10 protein-coding genes are annotated in these 12,411 nt (G+C 41.8%); 7 read left to right on the top strand and 3 right to left on the bottom strand.

The window, feature by feature from the left end; all coding sequences use genetic code 11:
• A partial coding sequence (locus tag F6J94_RS20575; RefSeq protein WP_293043780.1) for a zinc ribbon domain-containing protein occupies window positions 1-278 on the top strand: 278 nt, incomplete at its 5' end.
• Entirely contained in the window at window positions 253-2,043 is a 1,791-nt protein-coding gene (locus tag F6J94_RS20570; RefSeq protein ID WP_367142249.1) for a dynamin family protein, read from the top strand. The genes F6J94_RS20575 and F6J94_RS20570, both read left to right, overlap by 26 nt.
• Before the next feature lie 83 nt (window positions 2,044-2,126).
• Here the strand turns inward: F6J94_RS20570 and F6J94_RS20565 are convergent, their stop codons facing one another.
• The gene (locus F6J94_RS20565) at window positions 2,127-4,787 is read right to left on the bottom strand and encodes an ABC transporter substrate-binding protein (protein WP_293043778.1); all 2,661 of its coding nucleotides are present in this window, start codon (window positions 4,785-4,787) and stop codon (window positions 2,127-2,129) included.
• Window positions 4,788-5,217: 430 nt separating this feature from the next.
• Here F6J94_RS20565 and F6J94_RS20560 point away from each other — a divergent pair, with 430 nt between their 5' ends.
• Both F6J94_RS20560 and F6J94_RS20555 read left to right on the top strand, forming a co-directional pair.
• Window positions 5,218-6,795: a TIGR04222 domain-containing membrane protein gene (locus F6J94_RS20560; RefSeq protein WP_293043776.1), complete on the top strand. Its 1,578-nt coding sequence runs from the start codon at window positions 5,218-5,220 to the stop codon at window positions 6,793-6,795.
• A gap of 67 nt (window positions 6,796-6,862) precedes the next feature.
• Window positions 6,863-7,357, top strand: coding sequence for a hypothetical protein (locus F6J94_RS20555; protein ID WP_293043774.1), 495 nt, complete (start codon window positions 6,863-6,865; stop codon window positions 7,355-7,357).
• Here the strand turns inward: F6J94_RS20555 and F6J94_RS20550 are convergent.
• Window positions 7,331-7,885 carry a hypothetical protein gene (locus F6J94_RS20550; protein ID WP_293043772.1) on the bottom strand — a complete coding sequence of 185 codons (555 nt, stop codon included), beginning with the start codon at window positions 7,883-7,885 and terminating at the stop codon, window positions 7,331-7,333. The genes F6J94_RS20555 and F6J94_RS20550 overlap by 27 nt on opposite strands.
• 777 nt (window positions 7,886-8,662) lie before the next feature.
• Here F6J94_RS20550 and F6J94_RS20545 point away from each other — a divergent pair.
• Window positions 8,663-9,502 carry an SDR family oxidoreductase gene (locus F6J94_RS20545; RefSeq protein WP_293043770.1) on the top strand — a complete coding sequence of 280 codons (840 nt, stop codon included), beginning with the start codon at window positions 8,663-8,665 and terminating at the stop codon, window positions 9,500-9,502.
• On the opposite strand, the gene F6J94_RS20540 is transcribed toward F6J94_RS20545, so the two are convergent.
• Window positions 9,407-9,817: a hypothetical protein gene (locus F6J94_RS20540; RefSeq protein ID WP_293043768.1), complete on the bottom strand. Its 411-nt coding sequence runs from the start codon at window positions 9,815-9,817 to the stop codon at window positions 9,407-9,409. The two genes, F6J94_RS20545 and F6J94_RS20540, sit on opposite strands and share 96 nt — an antisense overlap.
• A 539-nt stretch (window positions 9,818-10,356) precedes the next feature.
• Here F6J94_RS20540 and F6J94_RS20535 point away from each other — a divergent pair.
• Together F6J94_RS20535 and F6J94_RS20530 are read left to right on the top strand one after the other, a co-directional pair.
• A complete protein-coding gene (locus F6J94_RS20535) occupies window positions 10,357-11,466 on the top strand; it encodes a hypothetical protein (RefSeq protein ID WP_293043766.1) in 1,110 nt (369 codons plus the stop codon).
• The coding region (locus F6J94_RS20530; RefSeq protein WP_293043764.1) for an Hsp70 family protein at window positions 11,463-12,411 on the top strand (949 nt) is incomplete at its 3' end. The genes F6J94_RS20535 and F6J94_RS20530, both read left to right, overlap by 4 nt.

The following is a 12,411-nucleotide window of genomic DNA, read 5'->3' as shown; positions in this document are numbered from 1 at the left end:
GAGGCGTATATTTTGGCAAAGTTGATTACAGATATACTAGTCAAATTTGTCCAAATTGTGGTATAAATACAGGCAAAAAAGATTTGTCTGAACGCATACACAAATGTCCTGAATGCCATTATGAAATTAACAGAGATGTTTCAGCTGCTCAAGTGATTTGTCAACGTGGTATTACTGCGGTCGGACAGATCGTGCTAGAAAATGACTGTGTAGGCGGGCTGTCGGGGGTTTACAACAACCTAGATAAGTGCTTTGGAAGCAGTAAACCCAAATTGTGAAGTTTGGGAATCCCCCGTTATAATCTCTGATTTAACGGGGGAGGATGTCAAACTGTATTTGCTACCGTGCTTAGTGCTGGGTTCAAGTCGAGGAGTAGAACCACAGACCAATTACTTAACACAACTTGTCATGGAAGATCAGCAAATCTATCAGTCTGTTGTTAATTCTCTTAGGTCTGCTATCGGTCTGCTTGATTTGGAGCAAGACTCACCCTTGCGAAAGGATGTGATTGCCCTGTGCGACCATTTAGAAAATCCCACATTTAGGATTGCTGTCTTTGGTCCGTTTAATTATGGAAAATCCACCTTGCTCAATGCTTTGCTAGGAAAGCGCACTCTGCCCATTGGTCTAATTCCCACTACAGGGGCTGCAATTCATATCCGATATGGAGAACAATTGCATACTCGAATTACCCTGACTGATGGCACAGAAATTAGTGAAAATAGCACAGAGGTCTTGAAGCGCTATGCTATCTTAGATGAGCAACGGTGTATGCGCTCTGATGTCGCTTCGGTAGACGTTTACTGTCCCCATCCCTTCCTAAAAACTGGTGTAGAATTTCTGGATTTACCAGGAACAAATGACCGGGAAGCTCAGGATAAATTAGTGCGCGACCAACTGCTAACGGCAGATTTAGTAGTTCAAGTACTGGATGGTCGCCAGCTGATGACTTTGGGTGAGCGGGAAAACCTGAGAGATTGGTTAATAGATAGAGGAATCAAGACTGTTGTTTTTGTAGTCAATTTCCTGAATTTATTGGAACCTAATCAGCAAAAAGAAGTCCAGACTAGGCTACGGTTTGTAGCTGAAAGTTTTCGCTCGGAATTACCGAATACCCTTAGTAACTTGTATCGAGTTGATGCCCTACCTGCTTTGAGAGCTAGACTAAAAGGATTATCTGATCAAGCACATACGACGGGATTGGCGATGTTTGAATCAGCACTACAAAGTATGGTAGCTGCTCAACGGGAAAAGACAACGGTTCGCCTGGATCGTGTGGATGCGATCGCAACTCAAGTTAAAGCAGCACTACAGTCTAAAATCCAAGTCATCAACTCAGAATTAGAAACTGCCAAAGAGAAGCATCAGGCTAAACTTGAACTGCAACAAAAAGCTCATAAATTGATTAAACAAGGATTCCAAGCCACTGTTTCTGATTTCGAGAGTTGGCTCTATTTGCCCAAACTGTTAGAACGCTATCAATCGAAACTTCTGACAGCACTTCAGCAAGGGGAATTTAACCCTTGGCAAGCACAATTCCAACAAGACATTGATGGATATCAAGAAGCAATCCAGGAATGGGTTGATAAAGCTTGTGAGTTTTTTGAGCATCAGTCCCCTGGTAAGCTAATTATTTCCGTTCCCGATACTCCCCAAGTTATTATACCTGAGCCTCCCGACTCTTCCGAGGAGTTAAAAAAAGTTATCCCAATTGCTCTTTCTACTGGAATCCGTTTGGCTTTAAAAGGTAAAGTGGGCGCAGCCATGGCTGGAGGAGCTAGCTATATCCTCAGTAAAGGGGCAAAGAAAGATAAGTCAGATTCATCTGCTGACTCTTATGACGCTCAAGTAGCCCAAGCCTTAAGTGATGCAGCTCAGGATTATCTGACTGGTTTCAGTAAAGAAGCTTTTTCGATGGTGCGTCAGTATCAAACCAAGGCAGAGAAAGTGATCAGTTTGCCAAGAAATCAAGAACCACAGGATGTCAGCAGCCAGGTTTATCAGCTGCAGTTATTAAATAGTGTTTTGGAAAGATTGAATTAAGAATGGTGAATTAAGAATTTAGAATTCTGTCAGCCTTTGGCTGATCGCTGAATGCTGAATGCTGAATGCTGATAGCTAATATCTTAATGCTTTTGATCACAAGAAGAATACTCAAGGGGCACAAAGGCTAAACCCAAGAAGCTCTTGGGACAAGGTACGATATGAACTAATTCTCCAGGAGGATTCTTGCGATCACCGTTGGATTCAAACTCAATGGTTCCTGTTGCACCATCGGCACTAAAACCATCACTTGCTAATGTTTTCTGGATACCCTTACGTGTCGGTTTATTTGACATTTCTAACGCCTTAATCAACGTACGAGTGGCATCATAGGTGGTAGCTGTGGTCGGATTGACTGGTCCATGCCACAATTTCCTAGTGTCTTGAGTAAATTTTTGGTTAGGACTGCTTCGGGGATGCCAGGGAACAAATAAAACTACTTTCTCCAATAGCTTTGAATCTCCGATGCTTAGAGTCTGGGGACTATAGAGATTCCATCCCCCTACTATCAAATTACGACCGTTGTTAGCTTTGATTAACTCAATGGAATTCTCCAAAGCATCAGTGATTTGAGCATCTGGGAATAACACCAAGGCTGTTTCTTTATATTTGCTTACTTCCTTTAGGGCTTTGTTGGCGTTGAAGTTACTTTTGGATAACTTATACTCTCGGACTTTTATGATCCTTCCTCCCTTGGTTTCAAACTTTTGTTTTAATTTATTCCATGCATAGCTATTAACTGGGCTTTGAGGAGTGTAAAAAACTGCCACTTGGCGTTGATCTATCTTAAGTAGGTGCTCAACTAAACTATCAGTTTCGTCTTCAGTAGTAGGTACAGTCCGAAAGAAAAAATTTCGAGGGTTAGTTGTGAATTCTGTTGTCATGGCATAGGCAGAAATCAAGACCAGCTTCCCATTTTGATAAGTATCTACAGCGGCAAGAGTTGTTTCACTAGTCCAGTGACCGATGACTCCTAGAATACTCGATTGCTTCACCAATAAGCTTGCTCTTGCTTTCGCCTCTTCTTCACTATTGGCATCATCAGCAATTACGACTCTGAGTCCAATCCTATTATTAATCCCTTTACGGTTTAGAAAATCTTTACCTGGAAATTGCTGAATCAGTTCGTTATCGACTTCAAAGAGTCCCAAATTAACTTCAGTTTGAGCTTGGGCAATTCCTCGCAGAATTTCTTTAGCAGCATTGGCATCTTTTACTGATTGATTCGGGGTGTCAATGATGGGAATTGTAACAGCTATTGTATAATAGTTTTTTCCTTCAGCTTCCAGTAGCGCATTATTCAAGTAAATTAACGTTTCCGGATCGGCTCCATTCTGTTGCCAGGATTGTTTAAGTAACTCAACAGCTGTTTTATAGTGAGCTTTTGTCCAAAAGCAATTCCGAACTTTTTTCCTGGTTTCTTGACGCCAAATTCCTAAATAATTTCTGAATGGCTCCTGACACTTAGCTAGTAACTTCACACTCCGTTGCTTGAAACGTGGAGCAGAGGTTGTATCCAGTATCTCTTCCCCAGAACTAATCTTGTCTCCTAGCTTGTTAGGTTCTGTGCCAATTTTGTAAATTCCGTAAATGCTAACGATCGCAACAGTCCCTAACGCTAATTTAATCAAAAGTTTAACTAATGATCCTGACACTGGCCAACGCCAAGGTTGTGCTTTAGGATGCTGATAAATCACTGGTAACCAAGTAGCGTAGGGTAATTTTCTATCTAATCGATTCTCTAGATAATGCAGTCTTTTTTGTGCTACTTTAACTGCCTTCTGGAGAGACTTTCCTTGAGAAAATTCTTCCAGAAAAAACCTGAGGAAAGTCTGGGCAACTTCATCGGGCACTGGCTCTTTCATAATAATGGCTTGTGGCATTTGTAATTTAGCTAGAGCATTGGCTAAACCTAAACCATCACAGCTATTAAATATAGCTAGCTTCAAGCCGTTTTTAATGGCTTGCTTGAGAGCTGGGATTAACTCATTAATGAGAATACTGTCTTCCTTATTTATATAAATTCGACCGGTTTCATCATTACATTCGCTAGAACTATGACCAGCAAAAAACAGAATATCCCAACCATCGTTTTCCCAAAGTTTTTGGTCTAACTCCTCTCGTGTCGGTTCTACTAGAAAGCAAGAGGATGAGTCTAAGCTAGAGACTTGCTGCCAATAGTTGCGGTCGGTTTCGATATCAATTCCCTCACTGTTACCAAGAATAGCTAATAGTCTGACCCGATTTCTCAGTTTAGTTTCTGGATGTGGCTGGTATTCCAAGGGAATTAAACTAAATTCAACGGAGTCATGATTATTTTCCCATACATCCCAGAGGTGCCATGGTAATCGTTGAAGCTGAGGATTATCGGTCTGAATCAATACCCGAGTATCACGATGACGGCTTAACTCAGTTGTTAATTGATCTCTGACCTGGTCAAAGCCATCGGATCTAGAATTCAGCCATTGGTTAATATTGTTCCTTAACTCGTCAACCAATTGCTCACAGGATTTAACCGAAGAGATGTACACTCCTTTGGGAGTTAAGCGGGGGTTTCGGTAAAAATACTCTAAATTACGATATCCTTGCTGCCAATCGGTGTATAGTTGATAAATTTCGGGGTTTGGGGCCAACCGACTCATAATTTTTCCTTCAGCTGACTTGTCTGTTGTTCCCCATGTCAAAGTGACTCGAATTCCACTATCTAGGTCACCATCTAGTGTTAAAGTAACTACTCTATTCATTTCTATTGATTGCCGTATTTTGGTAGATTGCCAGATCCAATAAGCTACAGGAGTCTCCTTGACTCTGATTGACTTACGAAAATTTGCATGTTGATGATTAGCGCTGTTACTCCCTCAGGATTTACTAGGAATTTTAATCCTAAGAATTGTGAGTCAAGCAGCGCTTTAAGTTATGGGGGTATGGGATTCAGGCAACTAGCATACTTTATAGTATATAGATTATACCATATTTTTGAAATTATCCAGAAATATTTAAACTATCTTCACATTTATTTGAACAAAATCGCGACGCATTCCCCCACCTGGGCGTAGACCACGCTACGCGAACGCAAAATCAAAACACGTTTTCATAAAACCTTATTTTTGGGCTGAATAGAAATATATGGGTAGATTCAGGTAACTAGCATTGTACAGGAAAATACCAACAATTATGAACCTTCAACAAACCCAATTATATCAACGCCTTCAGGCATTTTCTTTAGATGACGCTGAGGCCAAATTTCCCTTTAGCAAGCGACTAGCTCGGGAAAATCGCTGGAGTTTTAACTACACTCAGCGGGTAATTGAAGAATACAAGAAATTTGCATTTCTAGCAGTAGTAGCTGACCATCCCGTCTCCCCTTCTGACCCAGTAGATCAAGTGTGGCATCTACACTTAACCTATACCCATTCTTACTGGGGGGAATTTTGCCCAAACATTCTACAAACCCCCTTTCATCATCTGCCTAGTGGTGGTGGTGCCAGAGAAAAGTCTAAATTCGACGATTGGTACAGTAAAACCCTAGCCAGCTATCACTATTTCTTTGGGGAAGCACCACCATTAGATATTTGGGCACCTGCTGATATTCATGTTAGTCAGGATATCAATTTTGTGCGGGTAAACCCTCAGCAGCACTGGATTTTACCTAAAGTTAATTTGCCTAAACGTAGTTTACCTAGGCTTAGTTTTCCTAAGGTTAGTTTAAACTCACTCCCCAAGTTTGGCCTCAACCAATACGCGATTGTTTTCCTATTGTTCGTTTTGACAGTAACCATCACAGGTTGTCAGTCATTAGCCTTAGTCAATAGCGCAAATCCACTTAATTTCACAGGACCATTATTTCTCAGGTTCTATCTATTGCTAGTAAGTGCTGCGGTAGTCTTGGCCTACGGTTTACGTTGGTATTTACGACAACCAGCTTCCGCACCCTATGGCAAATCGGTCTCTCTCGATGCCTATGAGACAGGCTATTTAGTTGGTGGTCAACAGCGAGCTGTCGATACAGCCATCGTTAACCTTGTGCAGAGTGGACATTTAAAACCTGTGCCCGAAGACCGAAGGCTAGAATTAATCAATCCCTTGCGTAACAAAACTAATCCCCTTGAACTTAAAATTGAGAATGCTGTCAAAATTGGTGAGAGCATCACTCAAATCAGAGCATCCGCTGCATCCGTTACAGACCAAATACGCGATCGCTTAACCGATCTCAATCTCTTACTTACAAAAGACCAAGCCCAATCAGCCCAGCAATATCCCGCACTGCCTCTGTTTGCTGTCTTGTTCTTAGGAATCAGCAAGATTATAGTAGGCATTTCCCGACATAAGCCAGTCGGTTTCTTGATCATACTGTGCGTCATCACAGCAATCATTGGTTTGTTCTTTCTGGTTGTACCAGTCAACCGTAGTCGTTATGGCGATACTGTATTAGCAAACCTAAAAGTTAAGCATCGGATGCTGCAAAATGCTCAAAACAATTCTCAACTAGCCCTGGCATTTGCTCTATTTGGTAGTACAGTTTTGAGCCAATATGGTCTAGAAGACTTGCTAAAGGTATTTAATCCTCCCAGCCATTCTGGTAATAGCGGTGGCTTCGGTGGCGGTGGCTTCGGTGGCGGTGGCAGTAGCTGCGGTGGCGGTGGCAGTAGCTGCGGTGGCGGTGATAGTGGCTGCGGTGGCGGTGGCAGTAGCTGCGGTGGCGGTGATAGTGGCTGCGGTGGCGGCTGTGGTGGCTGCGGTGGCGGCGACTAAAGAGTGATAGCGGTTCCCGCGACTGTGAGGTACATCTTGATCAGCCCTACTAGGGGAAAGCCATTTCTTGTGTACCTCATCCAACCACAGAACCGCTCTATTTGATCGTTATCCTTGTCTTCCTTATGGTGCCAAAGCATTGCTTGAGAGTGACTTTGATGACTGCTTTTGGCTCACCGTTGTTCATCACAGGAGGTCTCTTAGCAAAATATTTAATGATGCCATACCTCAAGGCCAAGCTAGGGCACGAGCTGAATTTTACGCATCAAAAACACCACCTACAGCTCAAGCAGAATCTAAGGAAGCAGTACCCGAAACGCCCAAGCCAGAAGCAAATCAGCCCCCTGTAGAGCCGAGCGCATTATCTGAAGCATCACAGATAGAAGCAGCACCCGAAATGACCCAACCACCAGAAGAGATTCAACCGCCAAAAGAGTCGAGCCAGCAACAGCAATGGGTGGACAGTCTAGCGCCAGACCTAGCTCAACTTTTGACAGACGTGCGATCGCGTAGCGTGACCTACGGTCAATCGCCCTTATTTTGCTTGATACGGCAGAGATGAATGGTGCAGATTGATTTTCAGATCACCGTTTTCATCGCGAACATAACCAAAAGAGTATTCTACCTTGATCTCGCTACCGTCTGTTTTGGTGAAAAAATACTCACCCATCGACATGGCTGTATCGCAGTTGGTAATAATTCCTTCATTCTCAAAGCGCACTTTGTTATAGGGCGCAAGAGCAAAACCTTTATCTTCGCTGATGCTGCCGCCGACAAAATAAGACAAAGCCTCTTTCTCCGTGCCTCTGAACGGATCATCGCTGGCCAGTGTTGGTTTGAACAAAACCGTACCAAGATCATAAGCATAAAGCCTGTCAAGAGTACTTTGTGCTTCTGCTTCTGGGCTTTCTGCCTTGCCAATGGCGACAATGGCTTTGCCCCAGCTTTCCTGTGCAGCTAGAACATCGTTTTTTGTGACAGGATTTTCGCATGGCGCAGCCTGTGCCCTTGGCGTACCACCAACGTTCGTGCAACCAGTCATTGTGGTTACTGTGGATAGGATTAAAAGTCCAGAGAAATATGGTTTCATGGTGATCTTTTTCTTTTACTTTTATAAGACTAGGCGTAAATCTCAGTACAGGACAAAAGTTGCCAACAGAGCAGCGTGGGCGTAGCGCAATCGGTGCTTTTGAATAAAAAAAGCTGTTCGCGCAGCGTGAGCTTTAGCTCACCGCTGTTCCCTTAGCTTGGTCTACGGCCAACGGCTGACGGCACATCAAGTAGCCTGAGCCAAAAGCTCACGGCACCTCAAGCAGCGTGCGCGTAGCGCATATGCTGAGGTTACAGAGTTCGATATCAAGCTGCTGAATCCAGATTAAGCTGTTTAAGCGATCTCAACTCTGTAGCAATACCACAAATACTGTACCACTATTCCTCTCACATAATCCCAAATAATTGGGGTAAGTCGCTGATTTGAAATCTCCTCGACTTGAAACGTTGAGGATTTTGGGCTGATGGTGTGCAACCCTTGGCTAATCGCTGTTAGTTTACGACATTTTAGCACAGCAACGTATGTATTTTACATTACATTTACAAATATTTACATTTAGGCTAAAATTGATATAATAAAACAGCAATATCTATCGGGAAATCAAAAGCTGTTCAGGATTCAGCCAAAACTGTTACGTGATCATAACCTCTGGGAATTCTATTAGAAAGTCCTAGACAGGTTGATCTGACGTTACTTAATCCGGAACCAACAGCTCAACTGTTGAAGTCAAGCATATTCCTCCAACGGATCTATTTAGCGAGGGGTTCAGACTCGCTTTATTGAAATTGTTACGGATGTCCCTAAAGATTATACCTTATGAATATTACCATTATTGGTTGCGGTTATGTTGGCACAGCTCTAGCAAATTTCTGGCATCACCAGCAGGGTCACCAGGTTACAGCTACCACTACTACCCAAGAACGGGTAGCAAAGCTGAAGGAAGTCGCTTCACAGGTGGTGGTGATGAAAGGGGATGATACCCAAGGGATGCAGTCGGCACTTATTGATCAAGACACTATCGTCCTGAGTATTGCCCCAATCAGTAATAGGCAAGTTGATGCCAACTTCTACGAAGCCACCTACATCCCCACCGCTAGCAATTTGGTAGCAGCTTTAGCAGATAATCCCAATGTGAAGCAGGTAATTTACCTAAGTAGTTGCGCCGTCTACGGTAACCAAGAGGGGGCATGGGTAGATGAAAATTCTCCCATCGTTCCAGCCAACGAACATGGTCGGGTTTTGTCTTTGACGGAACATATTTTATTAGGGGCAAGCAGTGAAAATTGCAACGTCTGTATCCTGCGCCTTGGGGGGATTTATGGTCCCGGTCGTGAGTTAAGCAAGCGCTTTGAGCGACTGGCAGGCACGACGCTTCCTGGCAGTGGCGATAACTTTATCAATTGGATTCACCGAGACGACATTGTTCAGGCCGTGGAGTTTGCCCGACGAAACCGCTGCCAAGGTATCTACAACCTAGTTAACGACCTCAAACTCACGACGCGGGAGCTGACTGATCAAATATGCGATCGCTACAATCTCCCCAAAGTGTTATGGGATTCCTCACAACCTAACTTCCGAAGCAATAACGCCCGTGTCCATAATCGGAAGTTGAAAGTTGCTGGTTATGAGTTGATTTATGCTCAAACCTTGATTTAAGCCCGCTGAACCAGAGAGGGCCAAAGCAGTTTCTACGACACCAGGAACATAGTCAAATTCGACAATTTTACCGATGGTGCGAAAACGTTCCAGGTCTTTCGGGTCAAAATCCAACATGCTGACTTTGTGACCGAAAACCCCTGTCTTTTCATCGACGACAATATCGCTGCCCTCTGTGGTTTCGGTAATGGAATTCATCCATCGTTCCAATTCTTGTTCATTAGACTTCGCGGCAGAAGTCGGGAACAGGGAACAGGGAACAGGGAACAGTGGACAAGAATTGACGTAAACACTATCATAAAAATACTTTTGCAAGAGGTCTATTGATTTGAACCCCCAATCGGTTCGCGGATTCAATGACGCGGTTCCGTGCATCTGCGGTTTGACCTGGTGTTGTACTCATGTGGGATATCCTGAATATATATAATTGATGATCAAGGATCACAAAGGTTAAAAAAACCTAAAAATTTGTGGCCTTGCTACGCTTATAATGCAAGATCAGAATTCAAAAGCAGTATCAAATGCTGAATTTTTGCTTGCTGCTTTTTCAGATGAGTATCTAGAAAGATATCATATTTCTGAATGAATGGTTGTAGGGAAGAGTAAAATTTATTTACAATGTCTTTAGGAATGCAGAGAGGTAGTTATAAGGCTTCGGAGCTTCATGAAAATCATTAGTAGGGTCAATTTGGAACGGTATCTTGCATAAGAGCATTGGCCTCAAAGCATTAATTATATAGTAAGCTTTTCAGAGTTCATGTAACCCCCTCAGATCTGAGGTATGATTCTCCTAGAGTTAGGCTAAACTATTTCATCTTCATCCAAATCATCAAGATATAGAGGATAAATCAACAATGGTCGATAGTAAACTTCTTAATCCTAATCTAATATCAGCATTAGCTGAACCTGTGGGACTTGTTATTGGGAAAGTTATAGATATTATATGGACACAACCTCAAGCTAGTCGCTTACGTCAGCAGGAATCCTTGTTACAACATCAATTACGTTCAGAAGAGCTTGAACTGCAATCACTGTTCCGTATCAAAGAACTGAAAAAACAACAGCAATATAAATTGGAAGAATTAACATTACAATACCAACAAAGTATTGTGAAATCATTTATTGATTCTGGTATCAGAATTCAAGAACAAGAAATTATTGAACATTTAAAGTCCAGCTATGCCATTTGGACAAACAAAGCTCTTCGAAATTTAGAAAAAGAAGATCAAAACAGTCCTTTTTATGATGGTATAGAGACAACTTATCGAAACCTTAAAACACTATATGAGCAGACGAAGTTACCAATTATTTTAGTTTCTCCTTTTTGGGATGATAGCATATCTAAACCGTTAGGAGAACAAGGTGGTTATGTTGATTTTCGTAATGCTTTCAATAGTGCCTATCGTCAAGCTCCTTGGAATGATATAGCATCTAAGCAAGATGGCTATTTTAAGCGGCCTTTGTATCAAACTGATCGAGATGTGAATTATATCTATAGCGTACTTTCTGATATACCAGTCATTCTCATACATGGAAATATTCAAGGTGTTCATGGAGCTCATCAGCAGGTTCAAAGGATTCATCCTCATATTACCTTTTGGAATTTACTTCCAGATCAACAGGAAGGCTATACTAGCTTAGATTTAAGATTTTTTCCTTTTCAATTGCCCATAGGAACAGGAAACTCCCCTGATAGTTATCAAAAAATGGGAGAATACAGTTTATATTTACAGGATACAGTAGGAAAGTATTTATCTAAAGCTGTTGGTTTAATGAGTGCTTTTTATCATTTGTATTATTTTAAAACTCGTCCCAATTTGGAACAATTCAAGTTAGACACTCAAGAGGAATTGGAAATATTAGCCCTCCAAGTTGAGGAGTTTTATGAGCAGTACAATTTACTGTGTCACCTAAAAATGAAAGGTATTCTTAAAAGAGATGAACTAGGAGACATTATCTTATGACTAAATTTGAAGATTTATTTGGTAAAGAAAGCGATAAAGCCTCATCAAGTTTATCACTTAAAGCGGTTATTGCCATTGATTTCGGTACATCTCGTTCTGGTTTTGCATATGCTATAAGTCCGGCTGATATTAACAAAGAAAATATTGAAGCCATCAAGAATGAAATAGAGATAGTCGGACGCACTGAGTGGCCAGGAGGTCAACATATGCCATATATTAAAACTTTGACGGAAATATTATATTCTCCTGATCATCAAGTAGAAGCATGGGGTTATCAAGCAAGGAGTAAACACTCTCAATTACGTCAAAATCAAGAAGCTACAGATTACCACTATCATAAAAACTTCAAAATGCAACTACATCAATCACAACAAAGAACATCAGATGGGCCAGTTATAACTACCAGTGATGGAAAAGAAGTTTTAGTTATTAACGTGATTAGTGATTATTTACGAGAACTAACAAAAGTTGCTAAAGAAAATATTGGGAACGCATCTGGGGGAATTTTACAGGATCAGGAGATTCGTTGGTGTTTAAGTGTTCCTGCGATTTGGACAGATGCTGATAAAAAGTTAATGCGTCGTGCTGCTATTAAGGCTGGATTAATTAGTGAATCTCGTGCTGATCAAGATCGTCTAATATTAATCCTAGAACCAGAAGCAGCGGCCATTTATTGCCAAGAAAAAGAGGCAGTAAAACTTCAACCAGGAACTATTTTTATGGTAGTTGACTGTGGTGGGGGTACGGTTGATATTACTGTCCATGAAATTGATTCTGACCAAAGACTTAAGGATGCTGCTCAAGGTACGGGAGGACCGTTTGGTTCAACTTATATTGACCAGACGTTTAGAGACTATTTAGAAAGGAAACTATCATCTCATGCTATATGGGAATACTATGAAAAAGAACCTGTTGATTATTTAGAATCAATGGCAGAATGGGAAC

It is taken from the genome of Moorena sp. SIO1F2 (genome assembly GCF_010672755.1).
In the GTDB taxonomy this organism is placed as follows: domain Bacteria; phylum Cyanobacteriota; class Cyanobacteriia; order Cyanobacteriales; family Coleofasciculaceae; genus Moorena.
This window is presented reverse-complemented; position numbering and strand designations above follow the sequence as displayed.

Bases quoted from the DNA above. Each gene is read 5' to 3' on its own strand.
- F6J94_RS20545 (WP_293043770.1), top strand. From the start codon at position 8,663: ATGAATATTACCATTATTGGTTGCGGTTATGTTGGCACAGCTCTAGCA.
- F6J94_RS20550 (WP_293043772.1), bottom strand. From the start codon at position 7,885: ATGAAACCATATTTCTCTGGACTTTTAATCCTATCCACAGTAACCACA.
- F6J94_RS20560 (WP_293043776.1), top strand. From the start codon at position 5,218: ATGAACCTTCAACAAACCCAATTATATCAACGCCTTCAGGCATTTTCT.
- F6J94_RS20565 (WP_293043778.1), bottom strand. From the start codon at position 4,787: ATGAATAGAGTAGTTACTTTAACACTAGATGGTGACCTAGATAGTGGA.
- F6J94_RS20535 (WP_293043766.1), top strand. From the start codon at position 10,357: ATGGTCGATAGTAAACTTCTTAATCCTAATCTAATATCAGCATTAGCT.